Genomic DNA, 26,042 nt, shown 5'->3' with positions numbered 1-26,042 from the left:
GTTAGGCCGATTGTGTTAGTATTCAGGATTTAAATAAATCGTCATGTTAAAGAGTTATGTAGTTATTGCTTTCAGGAATATCCGCCGTAACTTGAGTTACGCCTTCCTGAATATTTTCGGGCTTACGCTGGGAGTGGCGGCTTGCCTGGTGATTTTTCTGATCGTGAGGAATGAGCTTGGCTATGACAGCTACAACAGCAAGGCCGACCGTACTTACCGGGTAACCCTGCACGCGCTTGATTTTAACTCCAATGTATCCATGGCCGTTATTCCTGCCATGCGGATTGATTTTCCTGAACTGGAACAAACCACCCAGGTTTTTTACCAGGGCGATGCCATGATCAAGATAGGAGAGAACCGCTATAACGAACACAATGTTGCCTTTGGCGATGCCCAGATAGATAAGGTTTTTGATTACCAATGGCTGGCCGGCGACCCTAATACAGCTCTTAAGGAGCCAAACAGTGTTGTACTTACCGAAAGCGTTGCCAAAAAGTACTTTGGTAAGGCTGATGCCATGGGACAGCTCATCAACTTTGAAAATCAGCTGAATGCAAAAGTAACGGGCATCATTAAAGATCAACCTGCAAATACAAGTCTGCCGTTTTCATTCCTGATCTCCTTAAACAGCATCGAAAAAAACTTAAAGGGGGTTATGGGCAACTTTTGGGCTATTATGGGCGGCAGTTATGCATACATAGTTTTGCCAAAAAACTATTCCATTCAAAAGTTAAACAGCAAAATGCCTGCTTTTATCAAAAAGAACTGGGGTGCCGATATTGCCAAAGCTGCGGTCTTACCTTTTCAGCCTTTAAAGGACATTCACTTTGATCAGCGTTATATCAATAACATCATTACGCCAACTTCAAAAGATACTTATTATGCCTTAATTGGAGTGGCTTTGCTTATCATCATTACCGCCTGCATAAATTTCATCAATCTTGCCACTGCCCAGGCCATTAAGCGTGCAAAAGAAGTAGGAATGCGTAAGGTGCTGGGCGCAAGCCGTACACAATTGATCAAACAGTTTTTGGGCGAAACCACCGTGCTGGTTCTATTTTCGGTGTTGCTGGGTGTTGGCTTGTGCGCCTTGTTCCTGTCGAAAGCAGGGGAGTGGATGTCCATCAATATCGATGCTTCGCAATTGTTACAGCCGGCAGTAATGGGCTGGATAGCTGCTATTACTTTGGCAGTGATCCTGCTTGCGGGTTTATATCCATCGTTTGTACAATCGGCATTTCAGCCTATTGATAGCTTTAAAAATAAGAATGCAGGCGGCAGCGGAAAACTTACGCTACGTAAAGGGTTGGTGATAGGACAGTTTGCTATATCACAAATCATGATTATAGGCACATTGATCGTGGCCCGGCAAATGGACTTTTTTAAAAACCAGGACCTTGGTTTTGATAAAGAAGCCGTGATATCTGTAGGCCTGCCCGATATGAAAAAGCGGGATGTGTTTAACAAGCAGGTAGCCGGTTATCCTGGTGTTAAAGAAATCAGCTACTCGTCGGGAGCCCCTGGTTTTAACAGCAACTTTACCAGTTTTTCTTCGGCCGAACTTGGGCTCACCAAAGACGATGTTACCGAATTCAAGGCTATAGATGAAAAATTTACGGATATGTTCAGGCTGCAAATGCTTGCGGGGCAGAAAATTTGGAAAAAGAATGATAAAGACACTACTCATAAGGTTGTCATCAACGAAACAATGATGCAAAAACTGGGGATCCAAAATCCTCAGCTGGCTTTAAACAAACACGTAACACTAAACGGCGACCAAAAAGCAACCATTGTTGGTGTTGTAAAAGATTTTCAAAGCGAATCAAAACATAAAAAGCGCCGCTCATGCGTGTTGGAATATAACCCGGACAGGTTTTTTATGGCGAGTATTAAAATACAGCCGGCCAATATGAGCCAAACTATTAGTTATATTAACAAACAATGGTCGGCCCTTTACCCCGAAAATGTTTTCCAGTTTCAGTTTGTTGATGAACATATCGCTAATTTTTACAAGCAGGAGCAAAAGGTATACGTAGCATTTCAGCTTTTCTCCTACATAGCCATATTTATAGGCTGTTTGGGCTTATACGGTTTGATAGCCTTTGCAGCATCACAACGAACTAAAGAAGTTGGCATTCGCAAGGTATTGGGTGCACCGGTAGCAAGTATAGTAGCCTTATTTACCAAAGAGTTTATTTACCTCATAGCAGTAGCTTTTGCAATAGCTGCTCCGCTGGGGTATTATGTAATGCATAACTGGCTGCAAAATTTTGCATACCATATTAACATCGGCCCCGGGATCTTCATTATCGCTATAACATCATCATTTATCATAGCAGCCGTAACCATATCGTACCAGGCCATAAAAGCAGCCATGATAAACCCGGTGAAGAGTTTGAGGGACGAATGATTCAGTTTGCAATAGCAGTGTAATTAGTTTGCAGCAGAATTATGCAGACCAATGAACTAATGAACAAGTGAACTAATGAACCAATATCATGATAAAGAACTACATTAAAATCGCATTCAGGAACCTTTGGCGGCACAAGGGCTTTTCGCTGATCAACATTATTGGATTGGCCGTTGGGATGACAGCTGCGTTCCTGATCTTTATGTATGTAAAGTTTGAGCTGAGTTACGACAATTTTAATGAAAAGTCCGACCAGATCTACCGGGTAGTATCTGACATCAAAACACCAACCGAAACCTTAAACTGGGGATCGTCAATAGCACCTATAGGGCCAGCTTTGCAACAGGATTACCCGGAGATCAAGGCCAATACCCGTATTTTTGGTGCGGGGTTCCTGATACAGCGCGGCGATTCAAAATTCCAGGAAAACAATGCGCTGTTTGCCGAGCCGTCGTTATTTAAGATGTTCACCTTTCCTGTAATTAAGGGGGATGTAGATAAAGCTTTTTCTTTGCCCAATACCGTTATACTAACTGAAAAGGCGGCAAAAAAATACTTCGGTAGCGAAAACCCTGTTGGTCAATCGCTTATTCTTGATGGGAAGAACCCGGCAAGTGTAGTTGCGGTAATAAAAGATGTACCATCGAACTCGCATTTTAAGTTCGATATGCTGGTATCTATTGCCACTATTGCTAAACAAAGCAAAGACAGGTTAAGCCAGTGGGGCAACTTTAGCAATTTTACTTATATCCTGTTGCCAAAAGGCTATGATGCCAACAAACTGCAATCACGTATGAAAGCTTTTGTCGACAGGCACTATACCGCTGCTGATAAAAAGCAGGGGATGGATTATTCTTTCTTTTTAGAACCCCTGAAAGATGTTTACATGGTATCAAAACGCGGAGCGCCCGAATCAGGTAACCTGTACAATGTGCGCATCTTCTCTATTATCGCGGTATTTATTTTGTTGATCGCCTGTATCAATTTCATCAACCTTACTACCGCCCGGGCTACCGAAAGGGCCAAAGAGGTTGGCATCCGTAAGGTGATCGGGGCCATGAAGCAGCAGCTTACCATCCAGTTCCTGAGCGAATCAGTAATTCTCTGTTTAATCTCCTTCCTGTTTTCGGCTTTGTTCAGCTTTTTGCTATTGTCGTTATTTAACCAGTTAGCCGGCAAAGTGATCAGTGACAGTATTTTTCATCATGGCTATCTGTTTCAGTTGTTTTTGATTGCTTGTATTATCGGTTTATGCGCGGGCTTGTACCCGGCCCTGGTGCTGTCAAACTTTAAACCTGTTACCATATTAAAAGGCAGGTTCAGTAAATCAACCAAAGGTATTTTGCTGCGTAAGGGCTTGGTAGTTACACAATTTACCATATCTATAGTGCTCATTATAGGCACCATAGTGGTTTATAACCAGTTGAGTTTTATGCGTAACCAATCGCTCGGGTTCCAGAAAAACCAGATGCTCACCATTGATTTCAGCGGTGACTCGGCCATACAAAGCAGGCAGGAGATCATCAAAAACGAACTGAAGAAAATTCCTAATGTTTTAGGGGCTACAGCATCGGGCGCTATCCCGGGCTTTGGCAATAGTGTGGCATATTCTGAAATTCAGAACCAGGCTGGTGCCATGCAGCAAATGAATATGAATATGTACGATATTGATTACGATTTCATTCCGCAATTTGAGATGAAACTGGCTGCCGGCCGGATCTTTTCAAAAGCCTTTGGCACCGATACCACCCAGGCTATCGTTATAAACGAAGCCACTGCCAAAAGCCTTGGCTACCGTAATCCAGCCGACGCTGTGGGCAGAAATTATTCGCAATGGGGACGTACAGGTAAGATCATAGGGGTATTAAAAGATTTCCATTTTCAATCATTACAGGAAACTGTTAAGCCTCTGAATATGCGTATTAACACCCGCGGTACCGGGGCTTTTACCTTAAAAATAGCAGCTAAAGAGGTGCCCGCAACTATCTCGGCCATCCAAAGCAGGTGGAAAACTTTAGCTCCTGAAAGGCCGTTCAATTATGTTTTTGTTGATGAAACCTTTAACAAGCAATATGCATCCGAAGTAACTTTCGGTAACCTTTTCGTGAATTTTGCAGTGCTGGCCATATTTATTTCATGCCTCGGTTTGCTTGGTTTGGCATCATACAGCACTATTCAGCGTACGCGCGAAATCGGGATCCGCAAGGTGCTGGGCGCATCAGTATCAGGTATTGTTAACATGTTATCAAAAGAGTTTTTGATATTGGTGCTCATCTCATCGCTGATAGCCTTCCCTATAGCCTGGTTTGCCATGCACAACTGGCTGCAGGATTTTGCTTACCGAATAACTATCAGCTGGTGGATATTTGTTTTTGCCGGTGTACTGGCGCTTGTTATAGCCTTCACAACAGTAAGTTTCCAGGCTATAAAAGCTGCGTTGATGAATCCGGTGAAGAGTTTGAGATCAGAATAATTTAAGTTCATTGGTTCACTTGTTCATCGGTTCATTAGTGAACGCGAACAAGGTCGGCGAATGATTTGCATACAAAGACAAGTACCAATGAACTAATGAACAATTGAACTAATGAACAATAGATATGTTTAAGAACTATTTAAAAATCGCATGGCGAAGTTTAGTTAAGAACAAACTTTATTCGGCCATTAACATTGGTGGTTTGGGAGTAGGCATGGCGGTGAGTTTTATGCTGCTGTTGTATGTCTATAATGAATTTACCTACGATGGTTTCCAGGAAAATAAAGACCGTCTTTATAAGGTAATGCGTACTCAGCCATCAAACGGAGAAATAAATACCGGCGATGCCACACCTGTACAGGTAGCTGGGGCGTTGCAAAAAGATTACCCGGAGGTTGAGGCTGCTACCCGGGTAGCAGGGCCTCAGGATCGATTGTTTAATTATAAAAACAAACCGCTAAAAGTTAGTACAATAGCCGCCGATGAGTCGTTTTTGAACATGTTTACGATTGATTTTGTAAAAGGGAACAAAAAAGATGCATTTAAGGATATGTCGTCTATCATCATGTCCGAATCGGCAGTTAAAGCCGTTTTTGGGGATGCTAATCCAATTGGCCAAACGATAAAGTTAGATGGTTCGCGATTGGTAAAAGTAAGCGCGGTATATAAGGATTTGCCAAGAAATTCCACCTTCAGATTTAAAGCACTAATGTCATGGAAGCTTTATGAAGCCGATAACCAATGGGTAAGAACATCAGGCTGGGGTAATTATTCATTTCTTACTTATGTAATGCTTAAACCTGGTGCCGATGTTAATAAGCTTAATCCCGAAATAAGAAAACTGATTGGACGCTATGATGATCATAATAAAGAAAATCAATTATTTCTGTTTCCATTTGCCAAGTGGCATCTTCACAGCGACTTTAAAAATGGTGTAAATACAGGTGGCGCTATTGAATATGTCCGCTTATTTATGTTCCTGGCCATCGGCATTTTGCTGATAGCCTGCATCAATTTTATGAACCTTTCAACTGCGCGCTCGGAGCGCCGCTCGCGTGAGGTTGGGATCCGCAAGGTGGTAGGGGCTCGCAGAATAGCCATTATCCAGCAGTTTTTAGGCGAATCCGTACTTACTGCCTTTTTTTCGCTTATTGTTGCGGTTTTATTAATGACAGCCACCCTCAACTATTTTAACGAGGTAATAAACAAACAGCTAACCATCCCTTATAACAATGCCTGGGCCTGGACAGCTGCTATACTGATAACCCTGCTAACAGGGGTGCTGGCCGGCAGCTATCCCGCCCTGTTTCTGTCGTCATTTAAACCGGTTAAGGTTTTGAAGGGGATCAACAAAACTGGTAAAAGAACCCTGCATTCAAGGCAGGTGCTGGTGGTTGTTCAGTTTGTATTTGCAACGTGTTTGATCCTGTCGAGCATTTTGATCTACAAGCAGATCACCTATATTAAAAACCGCCCGGTAGGTTACTCGAAAAACGGCTTAATAGAGGTTAACCTTGAGGGAAACCTGGTTAAAGATTTTGATAATTTCAGAGCTGATATTATTAACTCGGGCGCGGCTGTTGATGCTGCCGAAACCTCGATGAGTATCGTAAATAACTATAGCAGCAGCTGGGGTATAAACTGGCCGGGGCAATTGCCGGGCGAAGACAAGATCCCTATTGACCAGATCGTTACATCGTTTCATTTTATTTCTACCTATAAGCTTGAATTGGTAAAAGGACGCGATTATATACCGGGCCGCATGGCCGATTCACTGTCGCTAATCATGAACGAATCGGCTGTTAAACTGATGCGTTTAAAAGAACCGCTTGGGCAAATAGTGAAATGGCAGGGCCGCAACTGTACTGTGGTTGGCATTGTAAAAGATTTTGTTTGGGGCTCGCCTTATGAGCCTGTAAAACCTGCTATTATTGGTTTTGATAAAGGATGGGCAAGTGCAGTTGGCATACGCCTAAACCCTGATGCGCCGGTATCAAAAAGCCTGGCAACTATAGGCAATATCTATAAAAAGTACAATGCTGATTATCCTTTTGAATACAAGTTTGTTGATGAAAGCTTTGCCAATAAGTTTGATAACGAGAAATTATTAGGCACACTATCAAGCTCGTTCACCGTACTGGCCATCATCATTTCCTGCTTAGGCTTGTTTGGTTTGGCTTCGTTCTCGGCCGAGCAGCGTAAAAAAGAGATCAGTATCCGCAAGGTGCTTGGCGCAAGCATCAGTAGTTTGTGGTTCAACCTGTCGAAGGAGTTTTTGATACTCGTAGTTATTTCCTTTGTCATCGGTTCGGCACTGAGCTGGTACAATATGAGCAAATGGCTGCGGCATTATACTTACCGTACAGATATAAGCATCTGGGTATTTATAGCCACCATCGGTATCAGTATAGTAGTTTGCCTGATCACTGTAAGCTGGCAGGCTATTAAAGCAGCGCTGAGTAACCCGGTTAAAAGTTTGAAGAACGAATAAAAATTGTTCATTGGTTCATTAGCTCATTCGTTCATTAGTGAACGCGGGCAGAGCTTTATAATTGATTTGCAGCTATTCAAGTACCAATGAACTAATGAACAAGTGAACCAATGAACCATGATACGAAATTATCTGAAAACCGCCTGGCGTAATATTGTAAGCAATAAGTTTTACACCGCCATTAATGTAACAGGTTTAACCTTTGGCCTGGTAATAGGCTTGTTCATGCTGCTTTGGGTGCAGGATGAGCTAAGCTTTGACGCTTTTAACAAAAAGGGCAAGGATATTTACCGCATTGGTATTGTTGGCGGTACCGAGGCCAGCAAACAGATCTTTACTTATATCATAGCGCCGGTATCAACTTTTGCAAAAAATGAGGTGCCCGAAGTAAAGGACGGCGTTCGGATTATGGGTATTGGTAATGCCGCGTTCAGATATAAAGACAAGATCTTTAACGAAGAGCGCGTTGCTTTTACCGATGCTTCATACTTTTCGGTATTTGATTTTCCGCTAATCCAGGGCGATCGTAAAAATCCGTTTCCTGATAATAATTCGGTGGTGATAACCGGAAAAATTGCAAAGAAATATTTTGGAGATGATAATCCGATAGGTAAAACAATCATTTTAGGCAAAGCAGATAATTTTAAAGTTACCGGCGTTGTTGCCGATTATCCTTCCAATTCAAGTGTTACCTGCAACGTTTTGATGCCATTGAGCAGGTTTAACCACGAAGCTTATGTAAAAGACAGCCGGAGTTATAATGGCACAGCCCGGATCTCATCTATGGATGCAGACTGGATCAACTTCGGCTTTGAAACTTACCTGCTGCTAAAACCAGGTACGGATATCCACAAACTGGAAAAGAAGCTGCAGGCTATCCATGAACGTAATAAGCCCGACGATGCCCCGGTGCCTTACCTGGCGCAACCACTATTAAACATGCACCTGTACAAAGCTGATGGGGGAGATGGGGGCATTTCAACCGTACGCACATTTGCTATTGTAGCTATTTTGATATTGGTGATTGCCTGTATCAATTATGTAAACCTTTCAACAGCGCGGTCAATGCTGAGAGCTAAAGAGGTAAGCATGCGCAAGATCATCGGGGCGGGCAAACTGCAGTTGTTTATGCAATTCATGATTGAAACTACGGTATTGTTCCTGATAGCAACCGTGCTGGCCGTTGGCTTAATGTATGTGCTGATGCCGGTTTATAATGATTTTTCGGGCAAGCAGCTGCAACTATCCATTAGTAATTACCAGGTTTGGATATACATAGCCTTAACGTTAGCGGCTACACTGGCTGCCTCAAGCATTTACCCTGCATTACTGTTATCATCATTTGAGCCACTGAAGGCTTTAAAAGGTAAAGTTATGGCGGGAATTGGTAATACTGCATTCAGGCGGGTATTGGTGGTATTGCAGTTCACGGTATCTATAGTGCTTATCATAGGTACGCTTATCATTGGCAAGCAGTTGAGCTTTATCCGCAACCGCGATTTGGGGTACGATAAAGAAAATGTGCTTTCATTTATGATGCAGGGCATGCAGGCACATTATGATGCCGCCAAAGAAGATTTATTAAAACAACCGGGTGTAACAGATGTAACCCGCGGCAGCAGTAATATCGTTGATTACAATGGCTGGACAGGTGATAACGACTGGGAAGGCAAACCCGCCAAATCAAACCTGTTTTTCCACCCGATTGCTGTTGATAGGGATTTTACGAGCTTTTTTAAGATCAAACTGAAAGAAGGAGCCTTGTTTACCGGCGCAGTTGCCGATTCAACCCATTTTATTGTTAACGAAGCAGCTGTTGCAGCTATGGCAATGAAAGATCCCATCGGCAAAAGTCTCAGGATTCAGAAGGTTAAGGGTACCATTATTGGTGTAGTAAAAGATTTCAATTATACTACTGTTCGTAAAAAGATAGAACCTGCGGTATTGGCATACCATCCGGAAAGCTGCTATCGTATTTTCATTAAAACAACCGGTGGGGATGCCCAGAAAGCGATTATTGCGGCTCAAAACACGTGGAAACAATATAACAATGATACACCGCTGGCTTATTCATTTTTGGACGAAAACTTTAGTCAGCTTTATAAAACGGAGGAGCGCACGGGCTCATTGTTCAATGTGTTTTCGGCATTGGCCATTGTGATCTCATGTCTCGGTTTGTTCGGTCTGGCAACTTATTCGGCACAGGTAAAAACACGCGAGATCGGCATCCGCAAGGTGCTTGGTTCAAGCGTTGGCGGCATTATCCGTTTGCTGGCCAGCGAGTTTGTGCTGCTCATTATCATTTCTATCCTTATAGCGGTACCTATTGCCTGGTACTCAATGAGTAAATGGCTGCAGGATTTTGCTTATAAAATAGATATGACCGTTTGGATCTTCCTGCTGGCCGGCGGCGGCGCAACGCTGATTGCTTTGGTAACCATCAGTATCCAGTCTATAAAAGCAGCGCTGGCAAATCCTGTTAAAAGTTTGCGTTCGGAATAGTTGAAGGCTGGTTAATGTTTTTTAAGAGTCTCCCCTGAGAGCTACTGTGTGTACACATCTTTTTAATTTTATCATTAATAGAAAAAAAATGTCATTTCGACGAACCAAGGGTGGGGTTTGTGCATTGGAGGTGAGGAGAAATCTTCTACGCCCTGCTTTTACAGGTATAAATTGTAGAGCCTGATGTAGAAGATTTCTCTTTCGCTCCACCTCTCAGCCCGTCCCCAGCTCTATCGAAATGACATTTTCTTTTTTTATAAGATGTGTTCACATTGTAGCCTAAAGGGGGGAGAATTAAAGCGGGCTGTTTTTTGATGTCGACCCCCTGATAATCAACTCTGGTTTTATACTGATGATCTTTGGCTTAACCGAAACTTCGGTACTGGCAATCTCCTGGAAAAACAGGTTACCGATGGTTTTTCCCATATAAATACTGAACTGGTCTATCGTGGTTATCGACGGACTGGTGATCTCGGTAAAAGCTTCATTAGAGTAACCGCAAATACCCAGTTCAGAGGGTACTTTAATATTCATAGCATTGGCCACCTCCAAAACACCCAAAGCCGAAAAATCAGATGTGGAAGCAAATATCGCATCCGGAGGATGGGGGAGGTTAAGCAGCTTGCGGGTACCTGCTGCACCAAGTTCCTTTGTCCAGGCATTTTCAACTATCAGTTCGTCAATGACTGCTATCTTATGTTTTTCCAACGCTTTCAGGTACCCGTTCTTTCTCTGGCGAAAAATGTTCAGGTTTTGCGGTCCTTCCAGCAGGGCTATACGTTTATATCCATTTTCGATAAGATGAGACACGGCCTCAAATGAAGCCTGTTCATTATCATTGATTACTTTAAGTGTTTCCAACTCTTCGGCAACACGGTCAAACTGGATGAGCTGAATACCATGGTCAAGCACGTTTTGCAGGTGCTGATAATCGTAGCTATCGGCTGATACTGAGATTACTATGCAATCTACATGCTGGTTGATGAGCGTGTTAACGCACTGAATTTCTTTATCATGTACCTCGCCCGACTGGCAGATGATGAGGTTGTACCCTTTTTGGTAAGTTGTTTCCTCAATTCCCGCTATCACGTTACTGAAAAAGTTCTGGTTTATGCGCGGTACCACTACGCCAATGGTTTTTGAATGGCCTTTGCGCAAGTTTGAGGCAAGGGTATTGCGTTTATAATTGAGCTCGTCGGCAGTTTTAATGATCAGCTCCCTGGTTTTTTCGTTCACCTGGCTGCTGTTGTTCAGCGCCCTTGATACGGAAGACGCAGTTATGCCGAGCTTGGCGGCGATGTCATAAATGGTGGTGCGTTTAACTTTCTTCATTATAGAGTGCAAGTTGGAAAAAATATTTTACGCAATCGATTGCAATTTTTATTTATTTCTTTATTTTCGTTGCGTTAAGTTACCAATTAATAAATACAACCAAAAAATCATACAAAAATCTAAATAGGCTATGCTGTTATTAGGGATTGATATAGGTACATCGTCGGTAAAGGTAAGTGTTGTTGATGCCGCAACGCAAAATACAATTGCTTCGGCACAATACCCCGACCAGGAATCACCGATAAAAGCATTGCATCCCGGCTGGGCCGAACAATCTCCATCAATGTGGTGGGAGCAGGCACAAAAGGCGTTAGAGCGCTGCCATGCCAAGGGGGGATACAATTCAAATGATATAGCAGCTATAGGTATCGCCTATCAAATGCACGGCCTTGTACTGGTTGATAAGGATCAAAACGTACTTCGCGACAGTATTATATGGTGCGATAGCCGCGCTGTTGAAATAGGCGATAAGGCTTTTGCTGCAATAGGCGAGGAGCATTGCCTGTCGCACCTGCTTAATTCGCCTGGAAACTTTACGGCCTCAAAACTGGCCTGGGTAAAAGAAAATGAACCGGAGATCTACAGTAAAATTGATAAGATCATGCTGCCGGGTGATTATATTGCCATGAAACTCACAGGCGAGATCACCACATCAGTATCAGCCCTTTCTGAAGGTGTGTTCTTCGATTTTAAAACCAACGGCATCTCCAAAGAGATCATCAGTTACTTTGGTTTTGATGAAAGCCTTTTCCCGGTTATCAACCCCGTATTTTCCTCGCATGGAACTTTACAGGCATCTGTAGCCGAAAAACTTAATTTAAAGGTCGGCATCCCGGTTACTTATAAATCAGGCGACCAGCCCAATAATGCCTTATCATTAAATGTACTTAACCCCGGCGAAGTAGCGGCCACCGCAGGTACATCGGGTGTTATATATGGTGTGGACGATCAACTGGTTTATGATCAGCAATCGCGCATCAACACCTTTGCACACGTTAACTATGCCAGTGAACAAAAAAGGCTTGGTGTGTTGCTTTGCATTAACGGAACAGGCAGTCTTTATCGCTGGGTAAAAAATACGTTCGGTACGGGCTACAGCTATAATCAAATGAATGCTGAAGCCGAAAAAGCGCCTTTGGGCAGCGAAGGCTTACAGGTATTACCCTTTGGCAACGGCGCCGAGCGTATGTTAAATAATAAGCAGGTAGGCGCACATTTCCAAAACATCGACCTTAACCTGCATACCCCTGCCCATATTTTCAGGGCCGTACAGGAAGGGATAGCCTCATCGTTCCGTTACGGCTTTGACATTATGCGCAGCAATGGCATGAACCCAACCGTGATCCGAGCGGGTAAAAGCAACCTCTTCCTGAGCGATCTGTTCACTCAAACGTTTGTAAATGCTACAGGCGTACCCGTTGAGCTTTACAATAACGATGGCAGCGTAGGTGCAGCCCTGGGAGCCGGTATAGGCGCAGGGATTTTCAAATCACCGGCCGAAGCATTCAGCAATATCAAAGCAATTAAACTGGTTGAACCCACAACCGATCAGTTTGAAGCCGTTTACCAGGAATGGAAAGCCTTGCTTGATTTGAGGCTAAGTTGAGGTGAAAGGGAAAAGGTTAAAGGCAAAAGGTAATGCGGAAGATAATTCACTAATTCCACAGTTCACAAAATCAATAATTCAATAACTCACTAATTCAATAATTAAAACAATATGAGCATAGTAACAGGCGAAAAGGAATTTTTCAAAGAAATTGGCCAGATAAAATTTGAAGGCCTTGAATCAGATAACCCGCTGGCGTTTCGCTGGTATGATGCAGATAGGGTAGTGGCCGGCAAAACCATGAAAGATCATTTACGCTTTGCAGGCGCGTACTGGCACTCGTTCTGCGGTACCGGTGCCGATCCCTTTGGCGGCGCTACGCATGTTTTTCCATGGGATGAAAAGGCAGATGCTGTAGAGCGTGCCAAAGACAAAATGGATGCAGCGTTTGAGTTCCTTACCAAAATGAACCTGCCTTACTACTGTTTCCATGACGTTGACGTGGTTGATTATAGTAACGATGTTGCTGAAAACGACCGCCGTTTACAGGCTTTGGTTGACTATGCGAAACAAAAACAGGCTGCCAGCGGTGTAAAACTGCTTTGGGGTACTGCAAACCTGTTCAGCCATAAACGTTATATGAACGGAGCTTCAACCAACCCTGATTTTCATGTGCTGGCCCATGCAGGCGCACAGGTAAAAGCTGCTATGGATGCAACTATCGCTTTAGGCGGTGAAAATTACGTTTTCTGGGGTGGCCGTGAAGGATACATGAGCCTGCTTAACACCAATATGAAACGCGAGCAGGAGCATTTGGCTAAATTTTTACATACCGCTAAAGATTATGCCCGCAAGCAAGGCTTTAAAGGCACTTTCTTCATTGAGCCTAAACCATGCGAGCCCACCAAGCATCAGTATGATTATGACGCGGCTACCGTATTAGGATTTTTACAGAAATACGATCTGATCAACGATTTTAAACTGAACCTTGAAGTTAACCATGCTACGCTTGCCGGTCATACTTTCCAGCATGAATTACAGGTAGCTGCCGACTCAGGTTTATTAGGTTCGATAGATGCTAACCGCGGTGATACGCAGAACGGTTGGGATACCGACCAGTTCCCGAACGATATCAATGAAGTAACCGAGTGCATGCTGATCATCCTTGAAGCAGGTGGTTTCCAGGGTGGTGGTATTAACTTTGATGCCAAGATCCGTCGTAACTCAACTGATCCTGCAGACCTGTTCTATGCGCACGTTGGCGGTATGGACCTTTTTGCAAGAGCTTTGGTAACTGCTGATAACATCCTGCAAAAATCAGAATACAAAAAATTACGTACCGACAGGTATGCCTCATTTGATGCAGGTACCGGGAAAGATTTTGAAGAGGGTAAGGTTTCTTTGGAAGATTTGCGTAACTATGCGATAGCTAACGGCGAGCCTAAAGTGATAAGTGGTAAACAAGAATACATCGAAAACTTGATAAATCGATATATATAGTTTATAATTGTCAATCATACATATTAAACCAAAAGACAAACCAAAACAATGAACCTCAAAACCCTCTCGAATGGCGATTATGCTGTTTTCTTTATCTACTTTGTAATTGTTGCCAGCTACGGCTGGTGGGTGTATAAGCGCAAACACAACGCCGATGCCACCTCAAAAGACTATTTTTTGGCCGAAGGGTCGTTAACCTGGTGGGCTATCGGAGCTTCGCTCATCGCTTCAAATATCTCTGCCGAACAATTTATTGGTACAAGTGGGTCTGCGTTTAAAATGGGTTTAGCGATATCTACTTACGAGTGGATGGCGGCTATCACCCTTATCATTGTGGCGGTTTTCTTTATCCCGGTATATCTTAAAAATAAGATCTTTACCATGCCGCAATTTTTGCACCAGCGGTATAACGGAACCGTAGCCATGATCATGGCCATCTTTTGGCTGTTGCTGTACATCGTGGTTAACTTAATGTCTATCCTTTACCTTGGTGCCTTGGCTATCAGCGGTATCTCAGGCCTCGATATTCACCTGTGTATCTGGCTGCTGGCGATATTCTCGGCAGTTATTACATTAGGCGGTATGAAGGTTATCGGATATACCGACGTTATACAAGTGGCGGTATTGATACTGGGTGGTTTAATGGCATCATACCTTGCACTTACTTTGTTAAGCGAAAAGGAAGGCACCACAGGCTTATTAAACGGTTTCAAGATCCTGCATAGCGAAGCTACCGATCACTTCCATATGATCTTCAAAAAGGATAATCCAAATTACATGGACCTTCCTGGCTTGTCGGTGTTGATAGGTGGTATGTGGATCACCAACCTTAACTACTGGGGCTGTAATCAGTACATTACCCAAAGGGCTTTGGGTGCAAACCTTAAAACTGCCCGCGGCGGTATCCTGTTTGCGGCTTTCCTTAAGTTGCTGATGCCGGTTATCGTGGTATTGCCAGGTATTGCTGCTTACTTGTTATATCAAAAAGGTATGTTCCACCAGGAAATGGCGAGTTCATCAGGTGTACTGGATCCTAATAAAGCATACCCATCACTGTTAAACTTATTGCCTACCGGCTTAAAAGGTCTTTCATTTGCTGCGTTAACAGCTGCAATTGTAGCCTCATTAGCGGGTAAAGCAAACAGTATTGCTACCATCTTTACGTTAGATATTTACAAGAAAGCGATCAACCCTGAGGCTACTGATAAGAAACTGGTTAACCTGGGTAAGATCTCTGTAGTTGTAGCCTTATTCTTAGGTATCGTGTTATCAGAGCTTATCGGTAAATCACTAATGGGTGAAGGCAAACAAGGCTTCCAGTATATCCAGGAATATACAGGCTTCGTATCTCCGGGTATTTTTGCCATGTTCATCCTTGGTTTCTTCTGGAAAAAAGCTACTTCAAATGCTGCTTTATTTGCAACCATCGGCGGTTTCATCTTCTCCTGTTTCTTTAAGTTGGCACCAAGGTTTATTGATCTGAGCTTCCTGTCACCATATGGCTTTTCAAAATTAGCCTTACAGGATGATAAGGTAACCAAGTTATACGAGATCCCTTTCCTTGACCGTATGGGCTTTGTATTTATCATCTGCGTTGTCGGTATGTACATTATATCAAAAATTGACCAGGCCAGGGGCATTACAACTAACGGCCTTGAAATTGATGGCTCGATGTTTAAAACCTCAAAAGGATTTTTGGCAGGTGCATTAATTGTAACCGGTATCGTAGTTGCATTGTACTCAATTTTCTGGTAGCAGAAATTTTACCAACAGATAAAAAAGGCGATGGGTTAATACTCGTCGCCTTTTTGCTTCATAGACGATAGCTTTTCCCCGTCAACGAAAACGTTTGCGTGGATTGTTTAGGCTTATTACTTCCAACTTGCCTATATGATGTGTAATTTGCCGCTTACAAGTATAAACTACTATACCATTAACCCTGGTATACATCTGTTAATAACCAATGAAGAATTTTTTAGATCAGGACTTCTTACTTCAAACTAAAACTGCGCAGCGCTTATATCATGAGTTCGCAAGCCATCAGCCTATAATTGATTACCATTGCCACCTGCCGCCCGATCAGATTGCTGATGATATCAATTTTAAAAACATAACCCAGGTATGGCTTTATGGCGATCATTATAAATGGCGCGCCATGAGGGCAAATGGTGTTAATGAAGCCTATATCACCGGCAATAAAACCGACGAGGAAAAGTTTATGGCCTGGGCTGCTACTGTGCCGTACACCTTAAGAAACCCGCTGTACCATTGGACACACCTTGAACTGCAGCGATATTTTGGTATCGATGAATTGCTTTCGCCAACATCGGCACAAAAAATATATGCCCAGTGCAATGAAAAGCTGCAATCGTCCGCGTTTAGTGTGCGTAACATCCTTAAAAATAAAAATGTAGAGGTTGTTGGCACTACGGATGACCCATTGGATAACCTTAGCTATCATCAAAAATTGAAGCGGGATGCGTACAGTGTAAAAATATTACCTGCATACCGCCCTGATAAAGCTATGAACGCCGATGATATTGCCGGGCTTAACAAATATATTGATCAGTTACAAGCTGTGGCTAATGTAGATATTTCAAACTTTGACGATTACCTGAAAGCCCTTAAAAGCCGTCATGATTATTTTGCGGAGAATGGCTGTAAGTTGTCTGATCACGGTCTGGAGCAGATCTATGCTGAAGATTATACGGATACTGAAATAACCACCATTTTTGCCAAGATAAGGAATAGCAAAGTATTACTTCCGTTAGAGATCCTGAAATTTAAATCGGCCATGTTGTATTACTTTGCCATCTGGGATCATGAAAAAGGCTGGGTACAGCAATTTCACCTCGGTGCCTTGCGTAACAATAATGCGCGCGCCTTAACCAATTTAGGTCCTGATACCGGTTGGGATTCTATTGGAGATTTTGCACAGGGCAGGGCATTATCTAAATTCCTGAACAGGCTGGATACCACTAACCAGTTGGCTAAAACCATTATTTACAATCTTAACCCGGCCGATAACGAGCTGTTTGCAACCATGGTGGGCAATTATAACGATGGTTCGGTAGCTGGTAAAATGCAGTTTGGTTCGGCATGGTGGTTTTTGGATCAGAAGGATGGAATGATCAAGCAATTGAACGCTTTATCAAACATGGGTTTGCTGAGCCGTATGGTGGGGATGCTTACAGATTCAAGGAGTTTTATGTCGTTCCCGAGGCATGAGTATTTCCGCAGGTTGCTTTGTAACCTTTTGGGTGATGATATAGAAAACGGTGAACTACCTAACGATATTGAATGGACGGGCAAGATCGTGAGTGATATTTGCTATTTTAACGCCAAAAACTATTTCAATTTTTAAATGAGCGATATCGAAAATACAAAGGGGAGCATACTGTCGTTTGGTGAATTGCTGCTGCGCATGTGCCCCGATGGTGAAGGCCAGTGGCTTACAGAAAACAAGCTGCCATTTTTTATGGGCGGCGCCGAACTTAATGTTGCCAACGCCTTAGCCTTGTGGGAGCAGCCGATAAAATACTTTACCGCTTTACCTGATAATGCATTATCTGAACAGATCATCAGTTACCTGGAAAATAAAAACATTGATACATCGGCAATACACAAAAGCGGCAGCAGGGTAGGGCTCTATTACCTAACCCGCGGTAAAGATGTAAAGAACAATGCTATTGTGTATGACCGTGCAGGTTCGGCCTTTGCCGATCTGAAACCGGGTATGGTTGACTGGGATACCATTCTTGAAGGTGTGAGCTGGTTTCATTTTAGTGCGATATGCCCGGCTTTAAGCCAGCAGGCTGCCGATGTTTGCGAAGAAGTATTACAGGCGGCAAGCAAAAAACATATTACCATCTCCGTTGATCTTAATTATCGGCCAAAATTATGGCAGTATGGCAAAAAGCCGACAGAAATCATGCCGAACCTGGTACAATATGCAGATATAATTATGGGCAATGTTTGGGCCGAAGAAACCATGCTGGGCATTCCTGTTACACCGGATATCCATGAATCGGGGCAGCAAAGCATTTACCTCAAAGAAGGGCTTTACTCGTCTGAAAAGATTATGGACGCATATCCGCGTTGCCGGGCCGTAGCTAACACCTTCCGCTTTGATGCAGGTAAAGGCGTTGAATATTATACTTCGCTTTTTGCAGGTAACCGCTTTTACCATTCGCCAACCTACACTACCGAAACCGTGGTTGATAAAGTAGGCAGCGGCGATTGCTTTATGGCCGGGCTTATTTACGGCTTTTACAACAAACACGACCCGCAGCAACTACTGGATTTTGCCACTGCAGCCGCTTTTGAAAAGCTGTTTATTGAAGGGGATGCAACTACCAAAACTGTTGATGAAATTTATAATGCTATGAAACAATGAGTAAAAAAGATATAGTACTTGACGCCATATTAAAGCAGGGAACATTACCGCTGTTCTTTTATAAGGACCCGGAAGTGAGCCTGCAGATAACCCGTACGCTTTATAAAGCAGGGATCAGGGTATTTGAATATACTAACCGCGGTGCAGCTGCCCTTGAAAATTTCAAAGTATTAAAGCAAGCCCTTGTCAATGGCGAAATGCCCGGTTTGGAATTAGGCATAGGCACTATCAAAAGCGTTCAGGAAGGTGAGGCTTTTATTGCTGCCGGGGCCGATTTTATCGTATCGCCAATTGTTAACCCCGAAGTGGGCAAACTGGTTGCACAGCATAACCTGTTATGGATTCCGGGTTGTATGACGCCAACCGAAATTTACACAGCGCAGCAAAATGGTGCAGCGTTAATAAAAATATTCCCGGCCAATATATTAGGGCCGGAGTTTGTGTCATCAATCAAGGATTTGTTTGCCGGTCAGTTATTCATGCCAACAGGTGGGGTTGATTTGAATCATGACAGCATCAGTACCTGGTTTAAAGCCGGGGTATGCGCGGTGGGTATGGGCAGCAAGCTCATCAGCAAAAGCGTACTGGAAAACCAGGAGTACGACAAGCTTTATAACGATACACTAAAGCTGCTGGAAATAGTACAAACCATTAAATAGCCTGTTAACCTAAATTATAATGAGAGAAGAAAAAGTTGGAAACTACCGCTGGGTGATTTGCTCGCTGGTGTTTTTTGCAACAACCGTGAATTACCTTGACCGGGCAGTGATCAGTTTGCTTAAATCGGACCTTACAAAGGAATTTAAGTGGAATGACGGCGATTATGCCAACATTGAGATAGCGTTCAAAATAGCTTATTCTATCGGTCTGCTGGCTGCAGGCAGGATCATTGACAAGATTGGCACTAAGCTGGGATATTTCCTTTCAACGTTGCTATGGAGTATTTCGGCAGTATGCCACGCTTTTGTTGGCAGCACATTTGGCTTTGGCGTAGTACGTTCTGCATTAGGTATCAGTGAGGCAGGCAACTTCCCGGCAGCTATCAAGACCGTTGCGGAGTGGTTCCCTAAAAAAGAACGGGCATTTGCTACAGGCATTTTTAATTCGGGAGCAAATATAGGCGCGATAGTAGCCCCTTTAACGGTTCCGTTTATTGCGGTTGCCTGGGGCTGGCGTTGGGCCTTTATCATAACCGGTTCGATAGGCTTCATATGGCTGGTGCTTTGGCAAATTGTTTATCGCGTACCTTCAAAACACAACAAGGTATCAAAAGCCGAGCTTGACTACATTAACAGCGATCATGACAGCCAGGCCGAAAGCCTGCTAACTGTTGAGCAAAAGAAAATATCATGGGGCAAGCTGCTTTCCTTTAAGCAAACCTGGGCTTTTGTGATCGGCAAATTTTTAACCGACCCTATCTGGTGGTTCTATCTTTTTTGGTTGCCTGATTTTTTGGAGAGCCAGTATAATTTAAAAGGCACGGCTATAGCCATCCCTGTGGCGTTGGTTTATACCATGTCTACCTTTGGCAGTGTTGGCGGCGGGTGGTTACCTATGAACCTCATTAAAAATAACTGGCCGGTATTTAAAGCTCGTAAAACATCCATGTTTATTTATGCGCTGCTGGTGATACCAATTATATTTGCCCAGATCCTGGGAGGCATCAACATGTGGCTTGCCGTAATTGTAATTGGGATAGCCGCGTCAGCACATCAGGCCTGGAGCGCTAATATTTTTACCACAGTTTCGGATATGTTCCCTAAGCGGTCAATTGGTTCGGTAACAGGTATAGGGGGGATGTTCGGCTCTATCGGCGGCGTATTCTTATCGCTTGCCGTGCAAAAAAACCTGTTTGTATACTACAGATCTATCCATAAAATTGAGATAGCTTATTACATCATGTTTTTTGTTTGCGGGGGTGCCTATATCTTAGCCTGGCTTATCATGCACTTGTTAGTGCCAAAAATGAAACCAATTGAATTGGACTAAACACATAGAAATTGTTACGAAAAAAGCCGGGTCAAAAATGACCCGGCTTTTCCTTTTTATAAAGAATGGCTTACTGCCTGTTCTGCCAGCTCATCAATCCAGCTTGAAAGATAGGGTTCTGTGCCATCAAGCCTGATCCATTCACCGTCCTCATTTTTGGCTATTACCAAATGCAATGTTTCATCTATCGATTTAAATTCATAGGCATTGGGATAACCGGGAAGGTTTACCTGTTGTGCTGTTCCGTCAATTTCGCTGTCGGTACCTGTAAGTGTAGCATCAAATTGCTGTTCCATGATGTTTATAATTTATTAACCTAACATAGTTTAAGTAATTTCTGTTTGCATCTACCCTGTGCAGGCAGATATGTTATTTGTTTTTAGACAGATAAAAATTGTTTTTAAATTTAACCCAGCTAAAACTTTTAATATGTGAGTTACGTTTTGTTAACAATTACAAACCATGAACAGAAGGCTCAGCACAAAATATTTCCAGGTATCGCAAAGGGTATGGGGAACCAAACTATTATTCGTTAACATTTATATGATTGCCAACCGTCCCGGTGCTGCTAAAGGCTGGGTTTTGGTTGACACGGGGTTAAAAGGTTCGGCTGGTAAAATCATTGCCATGGCCGAGGAACTTTTCGGGCCAGGAACAAGGCCGGCAGCTATTGTGCTTACACACGGACATGCCGATCACGCGGGCGGCCTGGAAGAGCTTTTAAAGATTTGGGATGTACCGGTTTATGCCCATACTCTTGAATTACCTTATTTAACCGGCCTGTCATCATACCCACCTGCCGATCCTACTTTAGCCGATGGAGTAATGAGCCTGCTATCAACATTTTTCCCTACAGCGCCAATAAATATAGGCAGCAAAGTAAAAGCCATCAACATGGAAGAAGGGATCCCGGAACTGCCCGAATGGAAGATCATTCATACACCGGGCCACACTCCTGGTCATATTTCCTTGTTTTTGCCCATAAATTCAACCCTCGTAGTTGGTGATGCTTTTTCAACCACTAAAGCCGAATCGGCTTTGTATTCATTTAGCTCGTTAAAAAAGCTAACCGGTCCGCCGCGATATTTCACAACCGACTGGGAAGCCGCAGCGCAATCGGTACGCCGGCTTACAGCGCTTGAGCCGCGCACGGTAGCCGCAGGCCATGGCCCGGTGATGCGTGGCCGTGAGCTTCATGATGAATTACATGAACTGGCCGATAATTTTGAGCAATTGGCCATACCGGCAAAAGGCCGTTATGTAGGCCATCCGGCCGTTGCCGATGAAATGGGCGTAAAATATATCCCGCCCTATGTAAGCAGCGGGATACTGAAAGCGACTGTAGGTTTAGCGGCAGCGCTGGCAACATTTTTTATTATAAGGGGGCTGCAGGAATAGTTTGCAGCCCCATAAACATCGTTATGATTTAGCTGCCGATTCAATGGCTGCCGGTAATGCCTGATCAATATCATTCCCACCTATTTGCAGAAACCGGATTATCCCTTTTGGATCAATCACCATAGAAGTTGGATAATTAGCCACGTGATACTCGTTGCCAACGTTTTGCGTTTTTGGAAACAGCGCATATTCAAAAGCGTGGTTCTTTAAAAATGACTTTATTGCGGCGCTGTCATCCAGGCCAAGTGCAAGAAAAACCACATTTTGTGACGCATACTTGTTTTTAACCGTATTTAATTTAGGCATTTCATCAATACAGGGCATACAGGTAGTAAACCAAAAATTTAACACTACCGTTTTTCCTTTAAGTGCTGCCAGCGACCAGCTTTTGCCTTTAAGGTCGGTCAATGTAAAATCGGGTGCAGGCTGGTTGAGCATTTTTTCCAGGTTAGCTTTTTTTGCAGCCGCCTCCTTTAAAAAATCATCGGTCATGGGTGATAAGTGAATTTCATCGGGATGTTTGTCATCGTGCCCCATCAGGAAGCCCTTGTTTCCCCAGGCTTTGTTAACACTGTCAACCTTGTTGGCAGTTATCACCTTTCCATCCGGCAATATGTATTTGGCATTATCAGGCATCTTTTGTGCCATCACATTCAATATTATGCAATTGAATAGGACTAATAACAGGTACTTTTTCATATTGATTTTTGATTTTATTTGATACAAAATTATTGTCAATACCGCTGCACAATGTTAACTGCCTGTAGTTTAGTGTTAACTAATGTTAACTGCAGGTAAATGAAAAGCTATTAACCATATCTTTGTTATCATCATAGTGAAAAAGAGGCTTGTATTTATTTTTCTTGTAGCTGCCCTAACGGCAGGCGGTATCATCCTGTTCCAGTTTTACTGGGTATACACTTCCTATAAAACAGGCGAGCGTAATTTTAAGAATGCCGCAACTAACGCTTTACTGCGCAGTATTGACATGTACCAGGTGCAGCAAAATGAGTTACCTACTTCATTAAAATACAAAGCACCTACCTTATCTTTTTTCATGAGAACCCGACCCAACCGCGATTCGATTGCATTGGACACCCCAAAAGTGGTTAAAAAGTTTAATGCCGAATTTTTAACTGTAGCCGTAGATAAAAACAACCTGCAAATAGTAAGGGCGATGGTAGCCAGGCTATTATCGCAGCAATTGCACAAATCGCTTAGCCTTGATACTTTAACCAGGATCTTCAAAAGTGAACTAAAAAAGGAAAATATCGACATTCCGCTTAAGCTGGTCATTTTAAGAAACCAGTTCAAAACTCCGCCTGGTGAAATTGCCGCGGTCATTAACTTTTATAAATCGCCCATTGTGGTTAAAGCCGAAGTAAACAGCAGCAATTTGTTATTTGCGCAAAATATTTTCCCGGCTTCGGTTTCATTACTGCTGATCATGTTATCGGCAGGAAGCTTGTTTTATATGGGCATAATCATTAAGCGCCAGATGCAGCTTGACGGTATCAAAAACGATTTTATAAATAACATAACCCACGAACTACGCACCCCAATAACTATTCTGAAATCATCTAACGAGGCATTGGCCCAATTCGGCGCTGCTGCGGATCCTGAAAAGCTGGAACGATACCTGAAAATTAATGCTGCAGTACTTGACAGCTTGGATAGTAATGTTGACAGGGTACTGGAGATCACCAAATATGAACAAGGTGTTAAGCTGGCGAACCTGCAACCCCTCAATCTCATGGAGTTGGTGAAACAGATAGTTGCGCGGTTTAGCTTATATGAAAATGCTGTTATTGAACTTCAATATGATCTTACTTATACAGAGATTGTTACTGATGGGTTTATCATTGATACCATCCTGAGCAATCTCGTTGATAATGCCATAAAATACAGCGGCGAAAAAGTGAATATTCAAATCAGGATTAGCCAGGCTGTAAATGGCTGGCAATTACAGGTAGCCGATGATGGTATGGGGATGCAAGGGGTATATTTACCACTTATATTTGATAAGTTTTACCGCATTCAGGGCGGTGACCTGCACGATGTAAAAGGCTATGGTCTTGGATTAAGCTATGTGAAACAACTTGTAACAACGCTGAAAGGAAAAATTGGCGTAACAAGCAAAATAAATAAGGGAACAACATTCACTATTGAATTTCCGCTTAATGGATAAAATAAAAGTACTGTTTGTTGAAGATGAGCCTGTATTAGCTTCGATAGTAAGGGAATCGCTTGAAACCCGTGGTTTTGCCATTACTGTTGCTGCAAACGGGGTGGAGGGCTGGAGCATGTTTAATTTGAACAAGCCGGATGTGTGTGTAGTTGATGTGATGATGCCCCGAAAAGATGGTTTTTCATTGGTGCAGGACATTCGCCGGGTTGATGAACTTGTTCCGGTTATTTTTTTAACTGCGCGAACGCAAACTGAAGACGTGCTGAAAGGATTGGAAATAGGCGCCGATGATTACATGAAAAAGCCGTTCAGCATGGAAGAGCTGATATTGCGGTTAAAAGCACTTGTACGCAGAAAAAGTATCAATAGTAAAATGATCCACGATACGCCGGAAGAAATTAATATCGGCAACTGCAGTTTCAACTATCAAAAGCTTGAATTTTATTGTCATAAACAGCAATTTAACCTCTCCCAGCGTGAAGCCGAACTTCTAAAACTCTTAATACAACATAAAAACCAACTGTTGGAAAGAAAAACAGCACTCATGAAACTATGGGGTGATGATAGCCCATTCAATGCCCGTAGTATGGACGTTTATATTACCCGGCTTCGTAAATTCATCAAAGAGGATTCGAAACTCGAAATTATTAATATCCGCAGTCATGGCTATAAGCTGATGGAATACTGATTCATTAGGCGATTACTTTATGTAACCGGATTTTTAAAGTTTGTTATCGGGATGGCGGTTACTATTCAAAGCTTAAAGTATTACCTTTACCTCGTGGAAAATTTAAAGCCAGACCCTAAAATACTCATCGATATTGTACAAACCAGGATGCCTTACGGCAAATATAAAGGCACTATTATAGCTGATATCCCCGTATCATACCTGGAGTGGATGGCGGGCAAGGGTTTTACTAAAGATAAAATGGGGATGCTGCTTTCAACCACATTTGAGATCAAAACAAATGGCCTGGGCGAAATCCTTTTCATGGTAAAAAAATCGCTCATGCAGCAGGCAAACCGGCGTTAGCCTTGTTTACATGGCCGTGACCATCTGCCTGCGTAAGGGTAACGTATATAAACAAACTAATAGTTATATCAATTATGAAAAAGTTGATCTTATATACAGCAGGCATATTCCTGTTTTTAAGCAGTTGTGCCGATGGACAAGCCTCAAAAAGCAGTGATGATTTTGCAGCTTTGCCAAAACCAAAAGCAGGGGAGGCTATAGCTACCTTTGCGGGTGGCTGTTTCTGGAGCATGAGCGAAGCCATGTCTGAATTGAAAGGTGTTAACAAAGTAATATCGGGGTACGCGGGCGGTACTACCAAAAATCCAACCTACCGTGAGGTAAGCTCGCAAAACACCAATCATGCCGAAACAGTACAGATCTATTACGACCCAAAAGTGATTACGTTTGATAAGATAGCTGAGGCATTCTTTTTTGCGCATGATCCTACCACGCTTAATCGCCAGGGACCTGATGAAGGTACCGATTATCGCTCCATAGCTTTTTACCGTAACGATGCAGAAAAAAATACGATTGAGGCTACCATTAAAAAAGTAAATGAGTCAAAGCATTATGCCGATCCTATAGTTACCCAGGTTGTGCCTTTCAAGGTGTTTTATCCTGCCGAGAGCTATCACCAGGGATATTACCGTTCTCATCCCGATCAACCTTATATCATTGGCGTTTCGGAGCCCAAAGTAATGAAGTTCAGGAAAGCGATGAAAGCGGATCTGAAATCAGAATTTGTTCACTAAACTCCCTAAAGGAGGGGCTTTCTAATCAGATTTACCTTAAAATATAAAAG

General features: G+C 43.0%; 19 protein-coding genes. 16 read left to right on the top strand and 3 right to left on the bottom strand.

From position 1 onward, the window contains the following. Positions 1–43: 43 nt before the first annotated feature. From ACFFGT_RS22155 to ACFFGT_RS22140, 4 genes are all read left to right on the top strand, one after another. Positions 44–2,410: an ABC transporter permease gene (locus ACFFGT_RS22155; protein WP_377024697.1), complete on the top strand. Its 2,367-nt coding sequence runs from the start codon at positions 44–46 to the stop codon at positions 2,408–2,410. A gap of 88 nt (positions 2,411–2,498) precedes the next feature. Continuing rightward, positions 2,499–4,883: an ABC transporter permease gene (locus ACFFGT_RS22150; protein WP_377024696.1), complete on the top strand. Its 2,385-nt coding sequence runs from the start codon at positions 2,499–2,501 to the stop codon at positions 4,881–4,883. A gap of 124 nt (positions 4,884–5,007) precedes the next feature. Beyond that, positions 5,008–7,374: an ABC transporter permease gene (locus ACFFGT_RS22145; RefSeq protein WP_377024695.1), complete on the top strand. Its 2,367-nt coding sequence runs from the start codon at positions 5,008–5,010 to the stop codon at positions 7,372–7,374. 117 nt (positions 7,375–7,491) lie between these two features. Beyond that, complete coding sequence (locus ACFFGT_RS22140) at positions 7,492–9,876, top strand: ABC transporter permease (protein WP_377024694.1); 2,385 nt, start codon at positions 7,492–7,494, stop codon at positions 9,874–9,876. Positions 9,877–10,170: 294 nt separating this feature from the next. Here ACFFGT_RS22140 and ACFFGT_RS22135 read toward each other — a convergent pair whose 3' ends face one another. Continuing rightward, positions 10,171–11,208, bottom strand: coding sequence for a LacI family DNA-binding transcriptional regulator (locus tag ACFFGT_RS22135; protein WP_377024693.1), 1,038 nt, complete (start codon positions 11,206–11,208; stop codon positions 10,171–10,173). A gap of 130 nt (positions 11,209–11,338) precedes the next feature. Between ACFFGT_RS22135 and ACFFGT_RS22130 the strand changes: the two genes are divergently transcribed. From ACFFGT_RS22130 to ACFFGT_RS22100, 7 genes are all read left to right on the top strand, one after another. Next, positions 11,339–12,814 (top strand): xylulokinase, encoded by a 1,476-nt coding sequence (locus ACFFGT_RS22130; RefSeq protein ID WP_377024692.1) that lies wholly within the window; start codon positions 11,339–11,341, stop codon positions 12,812–12,814. Positions 12,815–12,925: 111 nt separating this feature from the next. Further along, positions 12,926–14,254: a xylose isomerase gene (gene xylA, locus ACFFGT_RS22125; protein WP_377024691.1), complete on the top strand. Its 1,329-nt coding sequence runs from the start codon at positions 12,926–12,928 to the stop codon at positions 14,252–14,254. 48 nt (positions 14,255–14,302) lie between these two features. Beyond that, positions 14,303–16,009 (top strand): sodium/sugar symporter, encoded by a 1,707-nt coding sequence (locus tag ACFFGT_RS22120; protein ID WP_377024690.1) that lies wholly within the window; start codon positions 14,303–14,305, stop codon positions 16,007–16,009. A 208-nt stretch (positions 16,010–16,217) separates the two neighbouring features. After that, the gene (gene uxaC, locus ACFFGT_RS22115) at positions 16,218–17,618 is read left to right on the top strand and encodes a glucuronate isomerase (RefSeq protein ID WP_377024689.1); all 1,401 of its coding nucleotides are present in this window, start codon (positions 16,218–16,220) and stop codon (positions 17,616–17,618) included. Further along, positions 17,619–18,650: a PfkB family carbohydrate kinase gene (locus ACFFGT_RS22110; RefSeq protein WP_377024688.1), complete on the top strand. Its 1,032-nt coding sequence runs from the start codon at positions 17,619–17,621 to the stop codon at positions 18,648–18,650. Then, positions 18,647–19,309 (top strand): bifunctional 4-hydroxy-2-oxoglutarate aldolase/2-dehydro-3-deoxy-phosphogluconate aldolase, encoded by a 663-nt coding sequence (locus ACFFGT_RS22105; protein WP_377024687.1) that lies wholly within the window; start codon positions 18,647–18,649, stop codon positions 19,307–19,309. Before ACFFGT_RS22110 ends, ACFFGT_RS22105 begins: the two co-directional genes overlap by 4 nt. A gap of 19 nt (positions 19,310–19,328) precedes the next feature. Then, positions 19,329–20,639, top strand: a complete 1,311-nt coding sequence (locus ACFFGT_RS22100) for an MFS transporter (RefSeq protein ID WP_377024686.1) — start codon at positions 19,329–19,331, stop codon at positions 20,637–20,639. A gap of 56 nt (positions 20,640–20,695) precedes the next feature. Here the strand turns inward: ACFFGT_RS22100 and ACFFGT_RS22095 are convergent, their stop codons facing one another. Further along, a complete protein-coding gene (locus ACFFGT_RS22095; RefSeq protein ID WP_377024685.1) occupies positions 20,696–20,935 on the bottom strand; it encodes a hypothetical protein in 240 nt (79 codons plus the stop codon). Positions 20,936–21,101: 166 nt separating this feature from the next. Here ACFFGT_RS22095 and ACFFGT_RS22090 point away from each other — a divergent pair, with 166 nt between their 5' ends. Further along, positions 21,102–22,037 carry an MBL fold metallo-hydrolase gene (locus tag ACFFGT_RS22090; RefSeq protein WP_377024684.1) on the top strand — a complete coding sequence of 312 codons (936 nt, stop codon included), beginning with the start codon at positions 21,102–21,104 and terminating at the stop codon, positions 22,035–22,037. A 21-nt stretch (positions 22,038–22,058) separates the two neighbouring features. On the opposite strand, the gene ACFFGT_RS22085 is transcribed toward ACFFGT_RS22090, so the two are convergent. Next, positions 22,059–22,736: a peroxiredoxin family protein gene (locus ACFFGT_RS22085; RefSeq protein ID WP_377024683.1), complete on the bottom strand. Its 678-nt coding sequence runs from the start codon at positions 22,734–22,736 to the stop codon at positions 22,059–22,061. Between the two features lie 136 nt (positions 22,737–22,872). On the opposite strand from ACFFGT_RS22085, the gene ACFFGT_RS22080 reads away from it, so the two are divergent. From ACFFGT_RS22080 to msrA, 4 genes are all read left to right on the top strand, one after another. Next, the gene (locus ACFFGT_RS22080) at positions 22,873–24,225 is read left to right on the top strand and encodes a sensor histidine kinase (RefSeq protein WP_377024682.1); all 1,353 of its coding nucleotides are present in this window, start codon (positions 22,873–22,875) and stop codon (positions 24,223–24,225) included. Further along, positions 24,218–24,913: a response regulator transcription factor gene (locus ACFFGT_RS22075; RefSeq protein WP_377024681.1), complete on the top strand. Its 696-nt coding sequence runs from the start codon at positions 24,218–24,220 to the stop codon at positions 24,911–24,913. Before ACFFGT_RS22080 ends, ACFFGT_RS22075 begins: the two co-directional genes overlap by 8 nt. Before the next feature lie 93 nt (positions 24,914–25,006). Continuing rightward, the gene (locus ACFFGT_RS22070) at positions 25,007–25,258 is read left to right on the top strand and encodes a DUF3820 family protein (RefSeq protein ID WP_377024680.1); all 252 of its coding nucleotides are present in this window, start codon (positions 25,007–25,009) and stop codon (positions 25,256–25,258) included. Between the two features lie 74 nt (positions 25,259–25,332). Next, positions 25,333–25,992, top strand: coding sequence for a peptide-methionine (S)-S-oxide reductase MsrA (msrA, locus tag ACFFGT_RS22065; protein ID WP_377024679.1), 660 nt, complete (start codon positions 25,333–25,335; stop codon positions 25,990–25,992). The last annotated feature ends 50 nt before the right edge of the window (positions 25,993–26,042 follow it).

Origin of the sequence: Mucilaginibacter angelicae (genome assembly GCF_042434235.1) — a bacterium.
GTDB lineage: Bacteria > Bacteroidota > Bacteroidia > Sphingobacteriales > Sphingobacteriaceae > Mucilaginibacter > Mucilaginibacter angelicae.
The sequence above is the reverse complement of the archived record's forward strand: the minus strand, read 5'-3'. Positions and strand labels throughout refer to the sequence as shown.